At 58.0% G+C, this 20,564-nt stretch carries 23 protein-coding genes and 1 pseudogene; 6 read left to right on the top strand and 18 right to left on the bottom strand.

Features of this window, described 5'->3' with window-relative positions; translation table 11 throughout:
- Positions 1-44 precede the first annotated feature (44 nt).
- The 5 genes from phnE to phnP all read right to left on the bottom strand — a co-directional run bounded on the left by phnE (position 45) and on the right by phnP (position 4,648).
- Complete coding sequence (gene phnE, locus CLH62_RS09135) at positions 45-851, bottom strand: phosphonate ABC transporter, permease protein PhnE (protein ID WP_099617857.1); 807 nt, start codon at positions 849-851, stop codon at positions 45-47.
- Positions 852-942: 91 nt separating this feature from the next.
- Positions 943-1,953 (bottom strand): phosphonate ABC transporter substrate-binding protein, encoded by a 1,011-nt coding sequence (gene phnD / locus CLH62_RS09130; RefSeq protein WP_099617856.1) that lies wholly within the window; start codon positions 1,951-1,953, stop codon positions 943-945.
- 54 nt (positions 1,954-2,007) lie between these two features.
- Positions 2,008-2,856 (bottom strand): phosphonate ABC transporter ATP-binding protein, encoded by an 849-nt coding sequence (gene phnC / locus CLH62_RS09125; protein WP_099617855.1) that lies wholly within the window; start codon positions 2,854-2,856, stop codon positions 2,008-2,010.
- 162 nt (positions 2,857-3,018) lie between these two features.
- On the bottom strand, positions 3,019-3,873 hold the full coding sequence (locus tag CLH62_RS09120) for an EamA family transporter (protein WP_099617854.1): 855 nt from the start codon (positions 3,871-3,873) through the stop codon (positions 3,019-3,021).
- Positions 3,866-4,648, bottom strand: coding sequence for a phosphonate metabolism protein PhnP (gene phnP / locus CLH62_RS09115; RefSeq protein ID WP_099617853.1), 783 nt, complete (start codon positions 4,646-4,648; stop codon positions 3,866-3,868). The genes CLH62_RS09120 and phnP overlap by 8 nt, the downstream gene beginning before the upstream one ends.
- Before the next feature lie 110 nt (positions 4,649-4,758).
- On the opposite strand from phnP, the pseudogene CLH62_RS21645 reads away from it, so the two are divergent.
- Together CLH62_RS21645 and CLH62_RS09110 are read left to right on the top strand one after the other, a co-directional pair.
- Positions 4,759-4,848, top strand: a pseudogene (locus CLH62_RS21645) (DUF3565 domain-containing protein); the annotation flags it as partial.
- 347 nt (positions 4,849-5,195) lie between these two features.
- Positions 5,196-5,735, top strand: a complete 540-nt coding sequence (locus CLH62_RS09110; protein ID WP_099617852.1) for a cytochrome b — start codon at positions 5,196-5,198, stop codon at positions 5,733-5,735.
- A 42-nt stretch (positions 5,736-5,777) separates the two neighbouring features.
- Here CLH62_RS09110 and CLH62_RS09105 read toward each other — a convergent pair whose 3' ends face one another.
- The 9 genes from CLH62_RS09105 to CLH62_RS09070 form a co-directional block, all read right to left on the bottom strand.
- A complete protein-coding gene (locus CLH62_RS09105; protein WP_228152852.1) occupies positions 5,778-5,999 on the bottom strand; it encodes a sulfurtransferase TusA family protein in 222 nt (73 codons plus the stop codon).
- Positions 6,000-6,009: 10 nt separating this feature from the next.
- Entirely contained in the window at positions 6,010-6,135 is a 126-nt protein-coding gene (locus CLH62_RS21530; protein ID WP_265734811.1) for a hypothetical protein, read from the bottom strand.
- Positions 6,132-7,304, bottom strand: a complete 1,173-nt coding sequence (locus tag CLH62_RS09100) for a formate dehydrogenase subunit gamma (RefSeq protein ID WP_099617850.1) — start codon at positions 7,302-7,304, stop codon at positions 6,132-6,134. Before CLH62_RS09100 ends, CLH62_RS21530 begins: the two co-directional genes overlap by 4 nt.
- Positions 7,305-7,390: 86 nt before the next feature.
- Entirely contained in the window at positions 7,391-7,999 is a 609-nt protein-coding gene (fdh3B, locus tag CLH62_RS09095) for a formate dehydrogenase FDH3 subunit beta (protein WP_099617849.1), read from the bottom strand.
- 15 nt (positions 8,000-8,014) lie between these two features.
- The gene (locus tag CLH62_RS09090; protein WP_099617848.1) at positions 8,015-10,900 is read right to left on the bottom strand and encodes a molybdopterin-dependent oxidoreductase; all 2,886 of its coding nucleotides are present in this window, start codon (positions 10,898-10,900) and stop codon (positions 8,015-8,017) included.
- A 90-nt stretch (positions 10,901-10,990) separates the two neighbouring features.
- The gene (locus CLH62_RS09085) at positions 10,991-11,182 is read right to left on the bottom strand and encodes a twin-arginine translocation signal domain-containing protein (protein ID WP_008177284.1); all 192 of its coding nucleotides are present in this window, start codon (positions 11,180-11,182) and stop codon (positions 10,991-10,993) included.
- A gap of 41 nt (positions 11,183-11,223) precedes the next feature.
- Entirely contained in the window at positions 11,224-11,835 is a 612-nt protein-coding gene (locus CLH62_RS09080; RefSeq protein ID WP_099617847.1) for a TorD/DmsD family molecular chaperone, read from the bottom strand.
- Positions 11,836-11,942: 107 nt separating this feature from the next.
- Positions 11,943-12,569 carry a DUF3306 domain-containing protein gene (locus tag CLH62_RS09075; RefSeq protein WP_099617846.1) on the bottom strand — a complete coding sequence of 209 codons (627 nt, stop codon included), beginning with the start codon at positions 12,567-12,569 and terminating at the stop codon, positions 11,943-11,945.
- On the bottom strand, positions 12,569-13,147 hold the full coding sequence (locus CLH62_RS09070) for a DUF3305 domain-containing protein (RefSeq protein WP_099617845.1): 579 nt from the start codon (positions 13,145-13,147) through the stop codon (positions 12,569-12,571). Before CLH62_RS09070 ends, CLH62_RS09075 begins: the two co-directional genes overlap by 1 nt.
- Before the next feature lie 143 nt (positions 13,148-13,290).
- Here CLH62_RS09070 and CLH62_RS09065 point away from each other — a divergent pair, with 143 nt between their 5' ends.
- From CLH62_RS09065 to CLH62_RS09050, 4 genes are read left to right on the top strand one after another with little or no spacing between them, the layout of a single operon-like run.
- Positions 13,291-15,270, top strand: a complete 1,980-nt coding sequence (locus tag CLH62_RS09065; protein WP_099617844.1) for a 4Fe-4S binding protein — start codon at positions 13,291-13,293, stop codon at positions 15,268-15,270.
- A 17-nt stretch (positions 15,271-15,287) separates the two neighbouring features.
- Entirely contained in the window at positions 15,288-16,136 is an 849-nt protein-coding gene (locus CLH62_RS09060) for an Mrp/NBP35 family ATP-binding protein (RefSeq protein ID WP_099617843.1), read from the top strand.
- Positions 16,133-16,837, top strand: coding sequence for a biotin/lipoate--protein ligase family protein (locus tag CLH62_RS09055; protein WP_099617842.1), 705 nt, complete (start codon positions 16,133-16,135; stop codon positions 16,835-16,837). Before CLH62_RS09060 ends, CLH62_RS09055 begins: the two co-directional genes overlap by 4 nt.
- On the top strand, positions 16,834-17,310 hold the full coding sequence (locus tag CLH62_RS09050; protein WP_099617841.1) for a DUF6505 family protein: 477 nt from the start codon (positions 16,834-16,836) through the stop codon (positions 17,308-17,310). The genes CLH62_RS09055 and CLH62_RS09050 overlap by 4 nt, the downstream gene beginning before the upstream one ends.
- On the opposite strand, the gene CLH62_RS09045 is transcribed toward CLH62_RS09050, so the two are convergent.
- Genes CLH62_RS09045 through CLH62_RS09030 form a run of 4 tightly spaced genes read right to left on the bottom strand, consistent with a single transcriptional unit; the run spans position 17,311 to position 20,522 of the window.
- Positions 17,311-18,558 carry a molybdopterin-binding protein gene (locus tag CLH62_RS09045; protein WP_099617840.1) on the bottom strand — a complete coding sequence of 416 codons (1,248 nt, stop codon included), beginning with the start codon at positions 18,556-18,558 and terminating at the stop codon, positions 17,311-17,313. It lies immediately after the preceding gene.
- Positions 18,555-19,061, bottom strand: a complete 507-nt coding sequence (gene mobB / locus CLH62_RS09040) for a molybdopterin-guanine dinucleotide biosynthesis protein B (protein ID WP_099617839.1) — start codon at positions 19,059-19,061, stop codon at positions 18,555-18,557. Before mobB ends, CLH62_RS09045 begins: the two co-directional genes overlap by 4 nt.
- A complete protein-coding gene (gene mobA / locus CLH62_RS09035; RefSeq protein WP_099617838.1) occupies positions 19,058-19,645 on the bottom strand; it encodes a molybdenum cofactor guanylyltransferase MobA in 588 nt (195 codons plus the stop codon). Before mobA ends, mobB begins: the two co-directional genes overlap by 4 nt.
- Positions 19,638-20,522: a formate dehydrogenase accessory sulfurtransferase FdhD gene (locus CLH62_RS09030; protein WP_228152813.1), complete on the bottom strand. Its 885-nt coding sequence runs from the start codon at positions 20,520-20,522 to the stop codon at positions 19,638-19,640. Before CLH62_RS09030 ends, mobA begins: the two co-directional genes overlap by 8 nt.
- Between the last annotated feature and the right edge of the window lie 42 nt (positions 20,523-20,564).

Below are 20,564 nucleotides of genomic sequence, written 5' to 3'. Positions count from 1 at the left end.
GCGGGTTCCCGGTTGTACCAGGCCGGGTCAGAAACAGCGCAACCTCAGATAAAGCGCTTGCGGATCCACTGAGACGCGATATCAAGTGAGGTCACAACCAGGATGATGATGATCATCACCGCGCAGGTTTGGGCGAACTGGAAGCCGCGCATGCTCTCCCAGAGGATTACGCCGATGCCGCCGGCACCCACCATGCCGACCACGGTGGCAGAGCGGACATTGGATTCGAACCGGTACAGCGAGTAGGAGATCCACAACGGCAGTACCTGAGGAATGACGCCGTAAATAACTTCCTGAAGCCCGCTGGCGCCAGTGGCGCGCACGCCTTCTACTGGCCCTGGGTCAATGGCCTCCACGGCTTCGGAGAACAGTTTTGCCAGAACCCCGGTGGTGTGAATGAACAGCGCCATGACCCCGGCAAAAGGGCCCAGCCCCACGGCCACCACGAACAGCATGGCGAAGACCATCTCGTTAATGGCGCGGAACGAATCCATCAGCCGGCGGACCGGCTGGCAGACCCACCAGGGCACCAGGTTTTCCGATGACATAATTCCGAAGGGAATGGCCAGAATGACTGCCATCACCGTGCCCCAGATAGCAATCTGGACGGTGGTTACCATCTCGCTCAGGTAAAGACGCCAATCATGAAAATTGGGCGGGAAAAAATCGGCGGCGAACACGGCCATGTTATTACCATCGGCAAACAGGGCAACCGGATTCATTTCGGCGCCCCCCCAGGACCATGCCAGAATGGCGCAGGCGATACCCCAACCCAGCAAGCTGGTCCAGTTCCGCGACAGCAGGTTGTCTTGATCGCCGGAAAGGTTTGAATGTGTCGATGCACTATGCATGAGAGTTGCCTGTCGCTTTTACGTCTTGAGTTGTCGGAATCGCCCGAAGCACGAAAAGGGCTGGTGTTTCAAGCCAGCCCCCCAAGGCTTATCAGTTGGACTCTTCGCGGGCAGCGTCGAGAGCCGCCAGGCGACGCTCCAGGCTGGCGAGCTGGGCATCAATTTCAGCCAGCTTCTGTGCCTTTTCCTGATCTGAATAGTTCTCGTCGTTCTGGATCGCCGCTTTCTGCTTGAAAAGCTCAAGCTGACGAATAGGAATCAGCTGATCGTTGCTGGAGGCGCGGAATGGTGCCCACTGCAGGTCTTTAAGCACTTCAATCTCGTGCTTGTCGCCGGTGGTGCCGTAGGTCATCAGAAAATCGTAGACTTTCTGTTTAGTTTCAGAGGGAAGATTCTTGCGCCATACCAGTGGGTCGGCGGGAATCAGCGGTGACTTCCAGATCACTTTTAGATTGTCAGCTTTTTCAGGGAAGTTGATTTGCAGTCGCTCCATGCTCTCTGTGTTGAACGTGGCAACGTCTACCTGTTTGTTGGCAACTGCCAGGGCATTTGTTTCATGGCCGGAGTTAAGAGTGCGCTTGAAGGCTTCTTTGGGGTCGATGCCATTTTTCGCGAAAATGTAATAGCTGGGCACCAGGTAGCCAGACGTGGAATTCGGATCGCCATTGCCGAAAGTTAGGTCTTTGGCGTTGGCGAGGACATCCTCAACGCTGTTCAGATGCTTGCTGTCCTTGTGGACGATCATCAGGCTCCAATAGCCCGGCGAACCGTCGGCTGCGACCGTCTGCACCACAACCTCACCACCAGCGCGGTCGACAGCTTCCATGGCGGACTTGTTGCCGTACCAGGCGATGTCAACCTTGTCGAAGCGCATGCCCTGGATGATGCCGGCGTAATCTGGCGCGAAGAAGCCTTTTACTTCCATGCCCAGTTTCGCTGACATGTCTTCGAGGAAAGGATTCCAGACGTCTTTCAGATTGCTGGATGATTCGGTCGAGATGATGCCGAAGTTGAGGGTTTTCTGTTCTTCTGCCTGAAGGCCCGTGGCGCCGACGGTAACTGCGGCGGCCAGGGTCAGCCGGCTAATCCATTGTTTGATCATCGTTATTTCCTCTGGTTTGTGATTTTGGGTAAGAGTGTATGAACAGATTCACGATCAACTGGCGGGTGCCAGTGCAAACCCTTTTGCGGGCTCGCGGGTTTTTCTTCTTTTAACGGGTTCGCCGTCTACATCGAACGAGGTAGTGCCGTAAATGCTGGCGAGCAAGGAGGGGGTCAGTTCTTCTGACGGCCCGTCGAACACAACTTCACCGGCTCGGAGGGCAATGGCACGGCGGCAGAACTCACGGGCGTAATCCACTTGATGCAGGGTGACTACCACGGTGCGGCCGTCCTGGCTGTTAATGTCGGCAAGAATTTCCATGACCCGACGGGCCGATTCAGGATCGAGAGAAGCGATGGGTTCGTCAGCAAGAATCACTTCGGCTTTCTGAGTGAGGGTGCGGGCAATGGCAACGCGCTGCTGCTGGCCACCAGAAAGGCAGGAGGCCCGCTGATTCGCCCAGGCATCCATGCCTACCCGGTTCAGGCATTTCAGAGCCAGGGCTTTTTCCTCGGCGTTGAACAGACCCAGGCAGCCGCGCCAGCCGGGCACACGACCGAGGGCGCCGGTGAGCACGTTGGTCATTACCTTCATGCGGCCCACTAGGTTGAACTGTTGAAAGATGTAACCTATCCGTGCCCGAGTTTTGCGAATATCCCGGGACAGTCGTCCTTTACACTGGACGGATTGCCCCAGAACGCGGATCTCGCCGCTGTCCGCATCACCGCAGCTCAGTCCGGCCAGGTGGCGAAGGAGTGTGGATTTTCCGGAGCCGGAAGGGCCGATGAGCGCCACTATCTCACCGGATTCGATAGTCAGGTTGATGTCTTTAAGGGCTTTTCCGCTGTTCTTTTTCTTGCCAAACGTCTTGGACAAACCTTGAATCTGAATCTCGGGCTCCATAGGTCGCCTCCCATCCTGTGTTTTTAACTTGTATAGACAGTGTCGTATCCAGCTGTGACGGTTCGGTGTCGCTCAGGTGACAGGCAGTTGAAGGTTTTAAGACGGGAGTGTGAAACGGGGGAGAGCATGCAGGTACTTAAATGGGACACCAGGCGTGTTGAACTATTGTGCCAGCCGCACCAGTACCAGCCCCGAGAGGATGATGCCGGCGCCGAACAGGCGGCGCTGCCAGCAATGGCGCTCACGGAAGATGAAAATCGAAGCAAGGCAGGCCAGAACGATCCCTGCATTGGTATAGGCCACCGCTTCCGCGGCGGGCATAAACCGCATGGCGTGAATCACGAGCGCATAGGCCAGTCCCACGCACAGGCCGCCGGTCAGTATTATGTACCAGGCGGGTCGAGCTGCCGGGATCCAGCGACCGGTATTCCGGTGGTGCTCCACGCTCAGGAATAACCAGGCGGTCAGATAGCCGACGCTGACAAAGCCCACCAGGCCGCGGAAACTGTCAATTGAGACTGTCGCAGCTTTATCACTGATCGAATACGCACTGGTGGCAAGCATGGCCAAAAGAGCCCATGGCAGTGCTTTCCCTTCCTCGCCACGATTGTCGCCACTGGCCATGAGCAGCAGGCCGGCGACGCTGACCGCAATCCCGGCCCACACCATCACTGAGAGACTGTCGCCAAATAACAGCATGCCCCAGACAGCGATCAGCAATGGTGAGCTACGGACGACCGGGTAGACCAGGGCTACCGGCGCATGGCTGTAGGCATGGCGCAAGGCCATGAAATAAAGGCCATTGGCTGCGGCGGACGTAGCCAGCAGGGCTGCAAACTCTGGTGTCCAGTGTACGTCTTTAATCAGTGAGGGAAGGCCCCAGGCGCCCAGTATTAACAGGTGAGCACCAAGGGCCCACCACAGGGCGAAGGTATTGGCAGGCTGGTGTCGTGCCAGCATGTTCCAGACCACGTGCATGACCACCGAGGCGGCGAGCGCCAGGGCTGCTTCATTCATGACCGGGTTTTACGGTGCCTGGTGTCAGATCGACCCGATCACCATCCTGGGCAACCCTGATGTGAGCTGGCAATTCGGGGTTGGTGCTCAGCCGCCAGTTATCCAGATCGTGGCTGATGTGTATAAGCCATGCCCGGGCCGGTCCTACGGCTTTGATGCAATCCAGAGCCAGGGCCCAGTCGTTATGGCCCTTTGGTTGATTGGAAGGTGGGAAAGAGCAGTCTATCGCCAGTCCCTCAGGTTTCATTGTTTGTAAAAAGTCCCGGGTTTCACGCGGTAGGCCGCGGGTATCCGTCAGGTAGGCAAAAGCGGGTCCGCCTGCCGGTTCAAAGACGTAGCCAAAGGTGGGCTTCGAGTGAATCAGCGGTACAGGCGTGACCTTTAACGGCCCGATTTCAAATGCGGTAAATGCCTCCTGGGGGCTGAAATCCAGCATGCCGGGATGGCGGAAAAGATCGGCGCAGCCATCAGGATCGGGAGGTATGAGTACCGGGATACTTGGCCCCTTGCCCCAGCGCAGGTGAAACAGCCCTTGTACATGGTCGGGGTGAAAGTGCGTCAGCAGGATGGCGTCCAGCTCGCCCGGGGCGAAGCGTTTGTGCAGATCCATCAGGCCGCCATCAATCAGAATGCGGTTGGCTCCGGATTCAATGAGGGCGGAGCAGGGCTCTCGTGAAAAGACTGAGTACTTTTTGGCGTTTGCACAGGCGGCGCATTCGCAGCCAAAAAGTGGTACGCCACCGGCAGCTCCTGTTCCGAGGAAGGTGATGCGCATGGGTTGCTTCCAGTAAGTGTGCCATCCCGCTATGTTTCAGAGGCTTGCACGGAATTGTATTCGCACCTTAACTGGCTAGGATTAAGCCAATGTGACAGTACAGAAGCTACCATAAAGGTAAACAAAACCACTGGTTTACTCAATTGGCGTGTGGCCACAATCAGCATGTGAGTCCTACGCTGCCGGACGACAGGCCGTGATCATTTCACCCTCGCGACCGAAAGCGGCTGGAGGTAACCTTGCGCGTTGCCCTTTCCGATCAATTGAACCGCAGCCTGGATCAGGCAATGCGATGCCTGGGGGAGATGGAGCGGCTGGGCCAGCACGAGTTCAATGTAATTGCCGGCGAACAACGCCGGTTTATCTGGTCTTCATGGCAGGATCCGGAGTCACTCAGGCAATGGCTTGATGCGGGAGCTGAGGGAATCGCATCGGGGGATATTTATGCACGACTCGTCACCTCAATACCGCTCTTGCGGAGTAGTCGAATAAATTCGATGATGGACTTAGCACCGAAGCGATAGGGAATGACGTGGAGGGGGAGCGTATGTCTCAGGTTCAGAAATACCCCGCAGGGTGGCGGGTACTGCATTGGGTAATCGCGCTGATGGTTCTGACGCTGATACCCGTTGGGCTCTGGATGGCTTCACGCGCGGAAGCAGACATCTGGGGAGCGCTAACGAATACCTTGTACAGTTTGCACAAGGCAATTGGCTTCAGTGTGCTGTTACTTATGATCCTGAGGATCGTGGTGAAAGTCCGGTTAAAGGGCCCGCCTTACCCGGATGAAATGCCACGCAAATTGCAGATTGCCGCCAAGAGCTTACATCACCTGATGTATATAATGTTGGTGATAACACCGTTGTTTGGCTGGGCCGGTGTGACGGCGTATCCGGCTCTGGTCATACTGGGCGATTTCCGTCTGCCTGCCATGCCTTTTGTGCCAGAGGATGAAGAGCTGGCTGGGCGCCTGTTTTATATACATGGGTGGCTTGCCATAACCCTGGGTGTACTGATCGCCGGCCATGTCGCGGCTGCTTTGCGCCATTTGCTCCGCAAAGACGGTATTTTCCACCGGATGGTTTGAACAAAATGTAATAGCTGAAACCGGGTTTTTCTGGCGTGACAACTACGCTAAACAGATCCGATATCGGAGGACGCCTGCGTCCTCCTCCCGGATCCATTCAATCCGGTGGCCGGTTATCTCACACAGCGCCTGTAAGTCCCGACGGCCGCTGGGGTCATCGGCCAGAAACTCGACTTGCGTCCCGCTCGGCAGACCCTGAGTGCGCTTTTTAAAGCGTAAGATTGGGAGAGGGCACACCAAACCGATGGCATCGATCTGGTGCACCTCTGACTGATCAGTCAAGACGAACGCTCTCAGTCGTGGTTTGCTCGGCTGAGGACCAGCCGAACTGGTTCAGGACCACTGGCGCAAGAGCGGCAATCACCAGAGCTGCGACAAATGCGGAAATCATCACTTTCACTGTGACTCTCCTTTGCCTTGTTTGGCCTCGACCTCGGCGACCCACAGATCGTGGTGCTGGCGGGCCCATTCCACATCAACCTGGCCGTTACCCATGGCATCGTACGCGCCTTCCATGCCGACCGTGCCGATATAGATATGGGCGATGATGGCCAGCATCATTACGAACGCCACAATCGAGTGCCAGATATTCGCATACTGCATCTCTTCGTGCGGTGTGAGGTCAGTCGGGAAACTGGTGGCCAGGACGCTGTTAATCACACCAAAGGTATCGGCAAACATTGGCATCTGGAACGGGAACAGCAGCGACAGCCCAGACAGGGACACGGAGACGCCCAGGATCATTACTGTCCAGAAAATGATCTTCTGGCCCGCGTTGAATTTCTTCGCCGAAGGGTGCCCCTTGGTAAAGATACCGCCGCCAGCCTTAAGCCACTGCCAGTCCAGCTTGTTGGGGATGTTGTGGGCCACCCACATGACGAACGTCATCACCAGTCCCAGCATAAAGGCCCAGGCCACGTTGTTGTGTAGCCACTTGGATCCGGCAGCGAGAGTCGCAAAGGCCTCGGGCCCAATGACAGGGATCAGGAAGCTGCGCCCCATCAAGGTAATCAGTCCCGTTAGACCCAGTGCGATAAACGAGCCTGCCAACAGCCAGTGGCCAAACCGTTCTACGGCTTTGAATCGCTCAATGGTGGTGCCCGCAGGGCCGCCATCAATCCTGATTCTGCCGCGAACAAAGTAAAACACTGCGAGCAACACTATGAAACCCAGGATGGCGCCGCCGCCATAGGTGATGATGGGGCCTTCACGAAGCTTGTACCACGGCATGCCTCCGTCCTGAATCAGGACGTCCGCCGCAGGTCCCCGCACCTGTGTGCTGGGGTCAATCTCGTTGTAGCGAATGGCGCGCCAGCCCTCGGAATCGGAAACCCCGCCCCGGGTGCCCAGTGGATCCGTGGTTGGTGCTGCGTTGGCCGGGTTGCCCAGGTTCTCGGAGCGGAAACTATCATCCCGTTCCAACTGTTTCTGACGAGCCATGATGTCTTCCAGGGTTTGTGCGCCCCCGGTAGCCGTGCGATCAACCTCCTGAGCCTCTTGTGCCCAGACAGGGTTGAACAGAAGTGTCGCCATTACCAAAACGGCGGCACCCAATAGTTTTTTGTTCATTCGAGCACTCCAACGGAAAAACAAGAAGAATTCGTTGCCTCAATGCATGCCGGGGCCCCGAAGGACCCCGGAACACTCAGGCCAGTTTATGCTCCCTTCTTCTCGTAGGCTGTGCCCCATCCCCAGGCGCCTGAACCGAAACCACGGTTCACCACACGCTGGCGATAGATGTCCGCCACCTCGTTGCCGTCACCGGCCAGCAGGGCTTTGGTCGAGCACATTTCCGCACAGATCGGCAGCTTGCCCTCCGCAATACGGTTGCGACCGTACTTGGAGAACTCGGCCGTGGAGTTGTCTTCTTCAGGACCACCTGCACAGAACGTACATTTGTCCATCTTGCCACGGCTACCAAAGTTACCCGCCTGGGGAAACTGGGGCGCGCCGAAGGGGCAGGCATAAAAACAATACCCACAACCAATACACAGATCCTTGGAGTGCAACACGATGCCGTCTTCAGTCTGGTAGAAGCAGTCCACGGGACAAACGGCCATGCAAGGCGCGTCTGAACAGTGCATGCAAGCTACCGATATCGATCGTTCGCCAGGCTTGCCATCTTCGATGGTGACTACGCGTCGACGGTTGATGCCCCAGGGGACTTCATGCTCATTCTTACAGGCCGTTACGCAAGCATTGCATTCGATGCAGCGTTCGGCATCGCAAAGGAATTTTGCGCGTGCTTGTCCTTCAAGTGCCATGGTCTACACCTCTTGTTATGCCGGCATAATCGAACACAGGGTGGCTTTGGTCTCTTGCATCTGCGTGACCGAGTCATACCCATATGTTTGAACAACGTTTGTAGATTCACCCAGAACATAGGGGTCAGAGCCCTTGGGATACTTATCCCTCAGAGACTTACCCTCCAGGTGCCCGCCGAAGTGGAACGGCATAAAGGCTACGCCCTCACCGACACGCTCCGTCACCATGGCCTTGACTTTGATTCGACCGCCTTCAGGGCCGGCCACCCAGACGTCATTGCCATCCCGGATGTTCAGGTTGTTCGCATCACGCGGATTCACCTCAATGAACATGTCCTGCTGGAGCTCCGCCAGCCAGGGATTTGAACGGGTCTCATCACCGCCACCTTCGTACTCAACCAGACGGCCGGAGGTCAGGATGATGGGGAAGTCCTTGCTGAAATCCTTCTGCTGAATGGACTCATACAGGGTCGGGACGCGCCAGAAGGTCTTGTCTTCATAGGTCGGGTAATCTTTGACCAGATCGCGACGTGTGGTGTAGAGCGGCTCACGGTGAAGCGGCACCGGATCCGGGAAGTTCCAGACCACAGTCCGAGCCTTGGCGTTACCAAAGGGTGCACACTCGTGCTTGATGGCAACACGCTGGATACCGCCTGAAAGGTCGGTCTTCCAGTTGGTCTCGGGACCTGCCACCGCGTCTATGCTGGCACGTTCTTCAGCCGTAAGGTCACCATCCCAGCCCAAATCCATCAGCATCTGCATGGTGAACTCCGGATAACCATCCTTGATCTCCGAGTCTTTAGAGTACACACCTTCGGCCAGCAGGTTTTCGCCGTCGCGCTCGACGCCGAAGCGGGCACGGAAGGTGAGACCGCCCTTGGACACCGGCAACGACATGTCGTACAGGTTCGGTGTTCCCGGGTGGTTCATTTCCGCTGTGCCCCAGCAAGGCCACGGCATGCCGTAGATATCACCATCGCAGGGCCCGCCCACTGCTCGCAGGGTGGTCTTGTCGAAGTGGTGCTGGTACTGCATGTGTTTCTTGAGACGCTCAGGCGATTGACCTGTGTAGCCGATGGTCCACATACCGCGGTTGAACTCGCGGGTGATGTCCTCAATCGACGGTTCGTCGCCGTCAATGGCGATGTTGCGGAACATGCGATCGGTGAAACCGAACTTGTCGGCAAACAGCTTCATGATCTCGTGGTCGACCTTGGAGTCGAACAGCGGCTCGACAACCTTTTCACGCCACTGGAGCGACCGGTTCGAAGCGGTAACTGAACCATAAGTCTCGAACTGGGTGGTTGTCGGCAGCAGGTAGGCGCCCTCTTTACGATCGTGCAGCACGGCTGAAACGGTCGGGAAGGGGTCCACTACGACCAGCAGGTCCAGCTTCTCCATGGCTTCTTTCATTTCGAGCATTCGAGTCTGCGAGTTGGGCGCATGGCCCCACAGAACCATGGCCCGGGTGTTATCCGGCTGCTCCAGGTTCTCCTTGGCTTCCAGAACACCATCGATCCAGCGGGATACGGGGATGCCCTTCTCGTTCATCATGGCTTTGGTTTTGCCGTTCTTGTCCCACATGGCAAACCGGCCTTTCAGCCAATCCAGGTCTTCCTCCCAGACGCGAGCCCAGTGAGCCCAGGAACCAGCAGCCAGGCCATAGTAGCCAGGCAGGGTGTCGGCCAACACACCCAGGTCCGTGGCACCCTGAACGTTGTCGTGTCCGCGGAAGATGTTGGTGCCGCCACCGGAAACGCCCATGTTGCCCAGCGCCAACTGCAGTATGCAGTATGCGCGTGTATTGTTGTTGCCATTGGTATGCTGGGTACCACCCATGCACCAGATGACAGTACCCGGGCGGTTATTAGCCAGGGTGCGAGCGACGCGTTCAAGCTGTGCGCCTGGCGCACCGGTGACACGCTCAACTTCTTCCGGGTTCCAGCGCTTTACCTCTTCACGGATGTCGTCCATGCCGTACACCCGGGTGCGGATAAACTCCTTGTCTTCCCAGTTGTTCTCGAAGATATGCCAGAGAATACCCCAGACCAGTGCCACGTCCGAGCCCGGGCGGAAACGAACGAACTCGTCAGCATGAGCCGCAGTCCGTGTAAAGCGCGGGTCACACACGATGAGTGGTGCGTTGTTTTCTTCCTTGGCTTTCAGGATGTGCAGGAGAGACACCGGGTGCGCTTCGGCAGGGTTGCCGCCGATCAGGAAGATCGCCTTGGAGTTGTGGATGTCGTTGTACGAGTTGGTCATCGCACCGTAGCCCCAGGTGTTGGCTACGCCGGCAACGGTTGTCGAGTGACAGATCCGGGCCTGGTGATCGACGTTATTGGTGCCCCAGTAGGCGGCAAATTTACGGTAGAGATAGGCCTGTTCGTTGTTGAACTTGGCGCTGCCCAGCCAGTAGACCGAATCGGGGCCGCTCTCCTCACGGATCTGCAGCATCTTGTCGCCGATTTCGTTGATCGCCTGGTCCCAGGGAATCTTCTGCCACTGGCCGTTGACCATTTTCATGGGGGACTTGAGACGACGCTCGCCGTGGGCATGCTCGCGCACTGAAGCGCCTTTGGCGCAGTGAGCACCCATATTGAACGGGCTGTCCCACCCCGGCTCTTGCCCAATCCAGGTGCCATTCTGTACTTCCGCCTCCACGGTGCAGCCTACCGAACAGTGCGTACACACGGATTTTTTGCGAATGACTTCGCCCCCTTCAGTCGATGGGGTTGCAGCTTCAACCCGTCCCGACGTCAGCGACAGAGCCGCCATGCCACCCACTGCGACACCGGAAGCCGTCAAAAACTGACGACGGTCCAGAGTCTTGGCAGCGAGAGATGAAAGCAAAGAGCCTGCACGGGGGCCTTTCGCAACCCCGTTGGTCTTCTTCCTTAACATGTCTCATACCTCTCTCATTTTTATTCTCGTTTTTTACTGGAGGTGTGAACATCCAAGAGCATCACGCAACCTTGAATGATTCACGCTTCCTCAAAAGCGAGCCGATTCGAAATATTTACGTGTGTGTTCAGTGTCACGCAGTCCGCGGCTTTTTGGCGCGTCTTGTCTGACGACCTCTGCTGCGGCGTTCGGTGCAACCGTCATTGCAACAGCAGCTGGAGCTGCGGCTGCTGCCATTTGCAGGAAACGGCGGCGGCTGTTTTCACGCTTAGGGTTGTCCATAGGACACCTCCCCCTGGGTTAAGGGATCGTTCAGATCCCGGTTACTGAATTGCAAAGGCATCAGCCTCTATGGTCATGAAAGCCCGCCCAAGCGAGCCCACAGGCGCATAGAAGATGGCGCTTTGCGCTTCTTCCAAATCAGTAAAAAACAAGCCCGCCCACTTTGCCAGGTGCGCGTCAAAAAAAGCTTTTTGCGAGGACAGGCCACTGTCACAGGGAAATTCGCCGGTAATGATGCCTGCCATGATTTCACACAGCGTACCGATGTGATCTTCAGGCTCCTTGACCTCGCTACGGGCTTTAATGCCCCGGGCCATCAGGTCGGTGCGCAATTCCGCAAGGGGCTTCTCGTTCAGAAAACCGGTGAGGTAATAACTGGCGTAGGGCAGGAGTTCGCCACGGCCTAGACCAACAAACAGGTTGTTGTATTCCCGTTCGGCATCATAGGGATTGGTGCGTTCCGCAAGGACTGCCAGGTTTTTCGAGGCCGCGCCCAGAGGGGTCTCGTCACCTTGCAGGGAAGCAAGCCCTTTCAGTAGCTCAGTGGAAGGTGGGCTGGCAAGCAAAACGCCCAGCAGCTGATAGATTTGGGCTCGGGCGCGATCTTCGTCGGTGATCGAACGCGGGCACTGGATTTCCGCAGTGTTGCTCACTTCGTGTTCCTTCTAATTATTATTTGCGGTCTGTCACAATTCTAGTACATATAAACGAATAGTGGGGCAACCGGGCTTACATTCGCTAATAGCTGAAATCTATTCCATTAATAGTCAAAACGCATCCGGGGTCGGAACCGGGGTGCGTGGTCCTCATCCGATTGTTTTGGTTCAGGTTCATGATGGCGAACCACCACAGGTTCGGCCTGGCCAGATGCGGCGTCGGTTTCGGGAAGCCGATTCATTTCCCGATTTTCGGCCACCTCCGGGGGCGTAACCTGCTCCGGAATGCCCGCACGATCTTCAGCCAGGTCCTCAATCTGCCCCTGGACCTTTTTGGTTCTATCAATCAGACCCTGGCCCACCTTGTAGAGGGTCTTTGCGCCTTTTATCGTGGCGCCGGCGTCAGTGAAGTCTTCGTCGTAGTCATTCAGGCCATCCAGCACCGCCAGCACCGGGTTGGATTTCCAAAGCGCCCTGAGGGCCTTGCGGCGCAGAAAATCGGGAATCTCTTTACGCATGAACCCGGTGACGTCGGTACCCAGTTCGATGGCGTCCGGATCAGGCAGGCCGTATTTCTCCAGCAACTCGTGTTCAGGCAATGCCTCGTTGATGGCAAGCTCTTGCTCTTCCGGTGCCGGTTCTGACTCAACAGCCGGAGATGGGGACTGCTCTGCCTGCTTGCCGGCTTCAGCTTTTCTGCGCGCCCAGCGCTGTAGACGTGACTCGGTCATTACTGAATTCTCGGCTTTTTGATGTTGGCGGGAGCACGGAAAACATCGCTTTGCTGGCGTATGCGGGGATCGCCTTTGGCGTCCTCAACGCCATCGACACGGATCTCGTCTCGGCGGCGTTTCTTGAATGGCTCTTCGATATAGTGCTTGTCGATAAACTCCTTGATCCAGGCCGCCAGGGACTCGGGAATCGGGACCGCCTCGACAATGCTTTCGCCACTGTCCAGAGCGTCCAATGCTTCATGGGCACTGGCTGTGATGGTGCTGACAACCCACCCGGATGGCGACTGGCTGGTTATATCTTTGTCCATGACGATCCAGATGGAGGGAACGGCCATATTCAGGGAAACCAGGTAACCCTCAACATCGGCACGGAACAGTTCCATCGTGACGGTCCCCGCGTGATAGTCGACCACGTTGCCCTCCCGAACCATTTCTCGCCAAAAGGCTTCGGGTGCCCCCGGTATCACGGCAACGGGCGTCCAGATAGTTTTTGCCCAGCGAGTTACCCCTGGTGAGCGGCGAACGACGGCGCCGACCTGTAATTCACGTCTCCAATCTTCGGTCCGACTACTCATGGCAACTCTCTTTTTTTGTTATAGCGTAAAACTAGCACTACCCAAACGATTATCCAATTGTCCAAAAGTAAATAGCTGTGGCATGCTCGAAAAGCGATACAGTTACGTATACGTACAAAAACAACGAAAGAGTCAAACTCCTGATGACGGCATACAAGACCCTTCTGTTATGTAGCTGTGACAAATCACAGTCTTTCAATCCCGAGGCGCTGAAAAAAGCCGCCGCGGCCGAGCAGGTGATCGCGGTCGATCAGCTTTGCGGCATGGAAATGGGTATTGCCGCCGAGCATCTGGGCGCCAGTAACGACGTGCTCATTGCCTGCGGCCAGCAGGCCGCTTTGTTCGAGCGCCTCGCCGAGGACGTTTATTCCGAGATTCAGCATTCCGCGCCGCTGCAAACCATTGATATACGGGATCGCGCCGGCTGGAGTGCTCCGAACGCGAAGCCCGAGCGCCTGCACGCCAAGCAGGCAGCCCTGATTGCTGCGGCTCAGCTGCCCGCACCCATAGCGCCGGCGAAAACCATTCAGTCCAGCGGGGTGTGCTGCATCGTCGGCCCTACCGAGCCGGCCATAAGGATGGCGGAGCTGGTGCAGGACGAGCTGGGGGTCACCTGTATTGTGAATGATGCCGGCCCCATACAGTTGCCGTCGGCCGCATACGATGTGTCCAAAGGACAACTGACGGGGGCCTACGGGGCGCTGGGCAACTTCAAGCTGGAATTCGCCCACCTCCAGGCCCTGCATCCGGCCGGTCGGGGTGAGCTGGGTTATGAGGCGGCCAAGCCCACCGCCCGCAGTGAGTGCGATGTATTTATCGACCTTCGGGGCGGCGCCCCGGCATTTCCCAGCCACGAAAAACGCAACGGCTATTTCTGGGCTGACCCGAAGAAGACCGGCGAGCTGGAGCGTATTGCCCTGACCGCCCGGGAGCGGGTGGGCGAGTTTGAGAAAACCGTGTATTTCAGGCTGGAAGAATCCCTGTGCGCGCACTCCCGGGCGAACAAACCCGGCTGTACCCGCTGCCTGGATGTCTGCCCCACCGAGGCCATTTTTTCCTTTGGGGACCATGTCCAGATTGATTCGGATATTTGCGCCGGCTGCGGCTCCTGTGCCGCGGTCTGTCCCACCTCTGCCGTAACCATGAACGAAACCCCGTTCGAGGCCCTGACCAAGGCCGTGGAGGTCATGGCCAAGGTCTATCGTGAGCATACCCATGAATCTCCTCGTCTGGTTTTCCACACTCTGGGGGCGGGTACTGAAGCCATCGCCAATCTGGCCCGGTACGACGATGGCTTGGCGGACGATCTGATTCCGATGGCTCTGGAGCACGTAGACCGGATTGGTCACGCCGAGATCATGGCCGCCTTCGGCGCCGGCTACGCCGAAGTGCTGATCCTTGCCGACAACGAGATAGACCGCCGGGCGGTGACCTCGGAAGTCGAGCTGGCCCAGGCCCTGCTCAAAGGTGCCCATAACTCGCCGAGCCGGGTGCGGGTGATTTCCGCCATCGAACTCTGCGATGCCGGTGACAACGCCGGACGTGTGAGCGATCCGGTCTTGCTGGTCGGTGGTCGCCGGGACATCACGCGGGTAACGGTCGCCGCCATGTCGGACAAGATCGAAGAGCCGATTCCACTCCCTGCTGGCGCACCTTATGGCGCCATCGAAATCGATTCCGATAAATGCACGCTCTGTCTGGCTTGTGTATCACTATGCCCGACCGGCGCCCTTGGTGATCATCCGGACCGACCGGAGGTCCAGTTCACGGAAAACGCCTGTGTCCAGTGCGGCATCTGCGACAGCACATGCCCTGAGACCGCCATCACCCTGAAGCCTCAACTGGATGTGTCCAAGGCGGCATTGAGTGCCCGGGCATTGCATGGTGAAGAGCCGTTCGAGTGCATCAAGTGCGGAACGCCATTTGGCGTTGCCAGCACCATTAACCGAATTGTCGAGAAACTGGAAAACCAGCACTGGATGTACAAGAACTCTGATAACGTGCAGCTCATCAAGATGTGTGACGACTGCCGGGTCAAGTCCCAGTTCCATGGGGACACCGCGCCCATGGCCGGCGGCGACCGCCCCCGGGTCCGCACCAGTGACGATTATCTGGATAGCTGAAAACAACAGGACACACCATGGTTGAGTACACCGAAGTAGGGAAAAAGCCGAACCTGATTGGAACTGATGCCCCCCGGCCTCAGGACAAAAACCCCAGGGGCGTTGATAGGATCATCGCCATCGCCTCGGGCAAGGGTGGTGTTGGCAAGTCCACCGTGTCGTCGAACCTGGCCGTTGCCCTGGCCTCGAAAGGCCTCAAGGTCGGCCTGCTGGATGCCGATGTCTACGGCCCCAGTCAGCCCCGCATGCTGGGTGTTTCCGGTCGTCCGTCGAGCCCGGATGGCAGTACCATCCTGCCTTTGCGGAATCACGGCGTAACACTCATGTCCCTGGGCCTGATGGCGCCGGAGGATGAGGCCATTGTCTGGCGCGGACCCATGCTGATGGGCGCCCTGCAACAGATGATGAACCAGGTGGAATGGGGCCGGCTGGATGTGCTGCTGGTGGATCTGCCGCCGGGCACGGGCGATGTCCAGATGACCCTGAGCCAGAAGTTCTTCGTTGCAGGAGCGGTCATCGTCTCGACGCCCCAGGACATCGCCCTGATGGATGCCCGCAAGGGTATTGATATGTTCAAGCGGATGGATGTGCCGCTGTTCGGTTTGATCGAAAACATGGCCTCTTTCATCTGCGATGGTTGCGGTAAAGAGCACCATCCCTTCGGCCACGGCGGCGCCAGGGCGGAGGCCGAGAAGCTTGGCGCGCCCTTCCTGGGTGAGATCCCGCTGGATCTGGATATCCGTATCGGTTCGGACGGCGGGGTCCCGATCGTGGTGTCAAAGCCGGACAGCCCGCAGGCGCAGGCCTTCCAGCGCATCGCCGACGAAATTGTTGCCTCTGACGTCTACGCCCGGGCCATCCAATGATCGAGTCACCCCAATTCCCGCCGTTACTGACCGGAGAAGTGGTGCCCAGGCACACGGACCCTTTTGACAAGGCTGTCAGCCGGGCCATCGCGGGTGTCGACTCGGGCACGGTGTTCTACTCCGAGGCGAGCGACACCTTGCATGCCGCCCTGGTACTGGCGCCGGAAACGCCCCTGGAAGAGGCCATTCAGGCTGTCTATGTTGCGCAGATAGGCCTGGCCGAGAGTCTGGGCGCCCTGGCTCCACCGGAAGTGCCTGTGCATTTCCAGTGGCCTGATCGCATCAAGGTCAACGGCGCCATCTGCGGCAGCGTTCGTTTCGCAGCGGATGTTTCTGACCCGAAGGCGTATCCCAATTGGCTGGTCATTGGCATTGAGGTGCCTTTCATCCCGATGACTGACCAGCCGGGAGAAAATCCGAACGAAACCTGTCTGTACGAGGAAGGCTGTGTCGATATTTCGCCCATGGCATTGTTGGAAAGCTGGTCCAAGCACACGTTGTTGTGGCTGACCTACTATATGGACAGTGGCTTCGAGCGGGTGCACAACGAGTGGCGGCCCCGCTGTGACACGCTGGGCAAGATGATCGAACGGCCCCGGCCGGGCATCTTTGTTGGTCTGGATGAAAAGGGCCGAATGCTGTTGCGTCAGGATGTGATGACCGAGACGTTGAGTTTGATTGAATTCGCGGAGCACGTATGAAGCTGGCCCGAACCCTGCAATTGGACATATCGGACGAAAACGTATTTGAAAAGCCTGCGCCCAGCGGCGAATGGGCGATTTCCGGTGGCTTCGAGTTTTCCAACTGGAACGAAGCAGACCTGAAGGGGAAAGCCCGCCAGGCGTTCACTAATGGCTGGTACAGCATTGAGTCAGGCGGGCGAGCCAGTTTCGTTGGTGTGTGCAACATCACCGAGCCGGAACTCGAGCAGGTGCGCCGTACCCTGGCACAGACGTTTGTTGACCATTATGGCGCGCCGAATATTGACGCCGCCTATCCGGTTGCCTGTGAAGAGATCGACCAGATGCGCAACATGTGTGAGGATTTCGAGGACAACACCCTGCTGATGGTCAGCCGTACGCTGACCGAGCTGGGTGTTGAGGAAACCTATCGCTCCCGGGCCCCGCAGGATGCCTCACTGGAGGCGTTTGCGGTGCATGGCAGCGTCGACTGATTACAACCCGAAGCTGCCGTAGGGGATAAACCGCACGGGGGTTCCCGGTTCTATCTGCTGTGCGCTCTCATCCAGCTCCACCATACCCTCGGACCAGGCCAGACCGGTAACCCGCCCCGAGCCTTCAGAGCCGAATACTTCAACCTGCCCATCACGGACCCGGGCGCGCAACATCTCGCTGCGCCCCGGCTTCTTGTTCTTCGAAAAATTAGCGGGCACAACAAAGCTCTGGGGTTCGAACCATTCAGCACCGGCCAGCAGCGCCATTGCCGGCGCGCCAAAGCGCAGTGCGCAAACCCAGGCGGCAACCGGGTTTCCTGGCAAACCGACCACGGGGGTCCCCTGAAACATGGCGAGCGCCAGGGGTCGGCCCGGCTTGATCGCGATGCGCCAGTTGCTGATGTCACCGTGTGCTTTCAGCGTTTTCGAGACGTGGTCTTCGTCGCCAGCAGAAACACCTCCGCTGGTCAGGATCAGATCGCATTGTTCCGCTCCCCGCTCCAGCGCTGCTTTGACCTCTTCGGCCCGGTCAAGCACATGGCCAAGGTCCACCAGCTCGTAACCAAGTTGCGCGACCAGGGCACTGAGCATCGGACGGTTGGCATCATAGATTTGCCAGTCGGTGACTGTGGCTCCAACTGGTTTTACCTCATCACCGGTAGAAAGAACCCCGACCCGCAGCCGCTGATAAATGTCGACGGATTCCACGCCCACGCTGGCAAGTACGGATATTTGAGTAGGGCTAAGCCGGGTTCCGGCAGTCAGGATCCTGTCCTGGGCCTTGATGTCCTCGCCGGCTTTTCGTGAATTGGCTCCCGCTTTTAACGTGCCGTTCAAATGTAGGTGACCATCCACGACCTCGCAGTCCTCTTCCAGGACCACCGTATCAGTGCCTGCCGGGATCACCGCGCCGGTCAGGATCCGGATAGCATGGCCCTCAGGGACATGCCCCATGTACGGCTCACCGGCGGCACTGCGGCCATCAACCAGGGGCAGGGCGCAGGGCACCTCGGTTAAAGGCCCTGCAAACGCATAGCCATCGACTGCGGAATTGTTACTTGGGGGATGAGCGCGAGGCGCATAAACATCGCTCGCCAGGATCCTGCCATTCAACTGTGACAGGGGAACGGAGTGCTCTACGCCCACCACAGGGTGCAAGCGTGAACGCAACCGCTCCAACGCCTCTTCTACCGGCGTCCAATTCACGCCGGGGGGCAGGGCAAAACAGTCGTTACGAAGCGGTTTCATTGATCTTCCGTTCCTGGTTTTTCACGGCTCAGAATAAAGTCAGCGATGGCGGGTACATCGTTCAGGTCGAAAACGGCGCCCGTGAAGTCGGCAGCGTAATCCGCTGCCACAGCAACAATGCTGGCATCTTCCAGATACAGGGGCGACCGCGAACTGTCCCGCCTGTGCACCTCGATTTTGGGATGCGGGTGTGTTTTGAACCCTTCCACCACGACCCAGTCGCAGGGCCCCAGCCGGGCCAGCAACTCATCCAGTGTCGGCTCTTGGGCGCCCCTCAGTTCGTGCATGATGGCAAAGCGCTGACCGCCGGCCAGGATGACTTCCCTGGCGCCGGCATCCCGGTGTTTGTAGCTGTCGGTCCCGGGCTGATCCACATCCACCATGTGGTGGGCATGCTTGATCGAGTTGACGGTTAACCCTCTGTTGCATAACTCACGAATCAATGCGCTGGCCAGAGTCGTCTTGCCTGAATTTTTCCAGCCCACAATACCTATAACATTCACGTCAGATGCTGCTCCGCCCAGGCCAGGTCCTCTGGCGTATTAATGTTGAAAAAGTCGCCCTCATCAAAAACCACCAGCGTTTCCCCCTGGGCCTGTGTCCACTGGCGAATCTTGCGGACGCCATCGCTCAGGGCGGCTCGCAGATCATGCCGCAAGGCGACCTGCCAGCGGCCAAAGGTTGGCTGGGGCAGTCGGCCGCGCTCGGGATCCGGCGTGGCCGCCAGCACCACCGGGGTATCGTATCCGGACAATCGTTCGACCAGGTCCAGAGGGAACGACGGGGTGTCGGCAGCAACACTGATCAGCCATTCATGGCCCTGTTCGGCTGCCCAGTCCATGCCCGCGAGTATACCGGCCAGCGGGCCCGGAAAATCTCCGATAGAGTCTGCCACCACGGGCAAACCAAGGTCATCAAAGCGGCTCGGATCGCCGTTGGCGTTCAGCACCACGGCGTCAACTTGCGGCGTGATCCGATCGATGACCCGTTCAATCAGCGACTGGTCGCCCAGCATCAACCGCCCTTTATCGCCGCCGCCCATGCGGCTTGCCTGGCCACCCGCCAGAATGACAGCGCACTCAGTCATGCTCGGCCCCTTTTCGCCGCATTTTCCTGTCTTCATCGGGCACCTGCGACAGGTCCTGGTCAAACACCAGGCGGTGCTGGCCGCTGAGGCAGGTGAATTTCTTGCCTCGCATCCGCCCGATCAGTGTTAACCCGACCTGCTGGGCAATATCGACACCCCAGGCGGTAAAGCCCGACCGGCTGATCAGGGTCGGGATCCCCATCAGGGACGTTTTGATCACCATTTCAGAGGTCAGTCGCCCCGTGGTGTAAAGAACCTTATCGGCCGCCGGGATGGCATTCAAATGCATCCAGCCTGCAATCTTGTCGACTGCGTTGTGGCGCCCGACATCTTCCATGTAGGCCAGGATTTCGCGGCCCTGGCACAGGGCAGTACCATGAATGGCGCCGGTTTCCATATACAGGCTGGGCGTGTGGTTGATCTGGTAGGACAGGTCGTAAAAGGTGCTGGTGTGGACCGGCGTATCCGGCAGCGACAGACCTTCCAGCCCCGCCATCATGTCACCAAACACGGTGCCCACGGCGCAGCCGGAGGTCCGGGTTTTCTTCTCCAGCTTGGCCTCGACATCGGTAACACCGGCGGTACGGACCACCGCGACTTCCAGTTCTTCATCGTAATCGATTCTGGTGACCTCGTCGCTCGGCTTCAGCATGCCCTGGTTCAGGAGAAAGCCAAGCGCCAGATACTCCGGGTGGTCCCCGATGGTCATGGCCGTCACGATCTCCTGACTGTTCAGGTAGATGGTCAGGGGGCGCTCTTCAATCACGCTGATCGATTTCGGCTGGCCGGTTTCATCAATGCCCTCGACTGTGCGAGACAGGCGGGGGTCCTTGGGGTCGGGAAGCAGGGGGTCGATCGTCATTGTTGTTACAGCCATTTCAGGGACGCCGGAGAATTTAATAGTTACGGAGATTGGAGG

This window comes from Marinobacter guineae (assembly GCF_002744735.1).
GTDB lineage: Bacteria > Pseudomonadota > Gammaproteobacteria > Pseudomonadales > Oleiphilaceae > Marinobacter > Marinobacter guineae.
The sequence above is the reverse complement of the archived record's forward strand: the minus strand, read 5'-3'. Positions and strand labels throughout refer to the sequence as shown.

Bases quoted from the DNA above. Each gene is read 5' to 3' on its own strand.
- phnE (WP_099617857.1), bottom strand. From the start codon at position 851: ATGCATAGTGCATCGACACATTCAAACCTTTCCGGCGATCAAGACAAC.
- phnD (WP_099617856.1), bottom strand. From the start codon at position 1,953: ATGATCAAACAATGGATTAGCCGGCTGACCCTGGCCGCCGCAGTTACC.
- phnC (WP_099617855.1), bottom strand. From the start codon at position 2,856: ATGGAGCCCGAGATTCAGATTCAAGGTTTGTCCAAGACGTTTGGCAAG.
- CLH62_RS09120 (WP_099617854.1), bottom strand. From the start codon at position 3,873: ATGAATGAAGCAGCCCTGGCGCTCGCCGCCTCGGTGGTCATGCACGTG.
- phnP (WP_099617853.1), bottom strand. From the start codon at position 4,648: ATGCGCATCACCTTCCTCGGAACAGGAGCTGCCGGTGGCGTACCACTT.
- CLH62_RS09110 (WP_099617852.1), top strand. From the start codon at position 5,196: ATGTCTCAGGTTCAGAAATACCCCGCAGGGTGGCGGGTACTGCATTGG.
- CLH62_RS09100 (WP_099617850.1), bottom strand. From the start codon at position 7,304: ATGAACAAAAAACTATTGGGTGCCGCCGTTTTGGTAATGGCGACACTT.
- fdh3B (WP_099617849.1), bottom strand. From the start codon at position 7,999: ATGGCACTTGAAGGACAAGCACGCGCAAAATTCCTTTGCGATGCCGAA.
- CLH62_RS09090 (WP_099617848.1), bottom strand. From the start codon at position 10,900: ATGTTAAGGAAGAAGACCAACGGGGTTGCGAAAGGCCCCCGTGCAGGC.
- CLH62_RS09085 (WP_008177284.1), bottom strand. From the start codon at position 11,182: ATGGACAACCCTAAGCGTGAAAACAGCCGCCGCCGTTTCCTGCAAATG.
- CLH62_RS09075 (WP_099617846.1), bottom strand. From the start codon at position 12,569: ATGACCGAGTCACGTCTACAGCGCTGGGCGCGCAGAAAAGCTGAAGCC.
- CLH62_RS09070 (WP_099617845.1), bottom strand. From the start codon at position 13,147: ATGAGTAGTCGGACCGAAGATTGGAGACGTGAATTACAGGTCGGCGCC.
- CLH62_RS09065 (WP_099617844.1), top strand. From the start codon at position 13,291: ATGACGGCATACAAGACCCTTCTGTTATGTAGCTGTGACAAATCACAG.
- CLH62_RS09060 (WP_099617843.1), top strand. From the start codon at position 15,288: ATGGTTGAGTACACCGAAGTAGGGAAAAAGCCGAACCTGATTGGAACT.
- CLH62_RS09055 (WP_099617842.1), top strand. From the start codon at position 16,133: ATGATCGAGTCACCCCAATTCCCGCCGTTACTGACCGGAGAAGTGGTG.
- CLH62_RS09050 (WP_099617841.1), top strand. From the start codon at position 16,834: ATGAAGCTGGCCCGAACCCTGCAATTGGACATATCGGACGAAAACGTA.
- CLH62_RS09045 (WP_099617840.1), bottom strand. From the start codon at position 18,558: ATGAAACCGCTTCGTAACGACTGTTTTGCCCTGCCCCCCGGCGTGAAT.
- mobA (WP_099617838.1), bottom strand. From the start codon at position 19,645: ATGACTGAGTGCGCTGTCATTCTGGCGGGTGGCCAGGCAAGCCGCATG.
- CLH62_RS09030 (WP_228152813.1), bottom strand. From the start codon at position 20,522: ATGGCTGTAACAACAATGACGATCGACCCCCTGCTTCCCGACCCCAAG.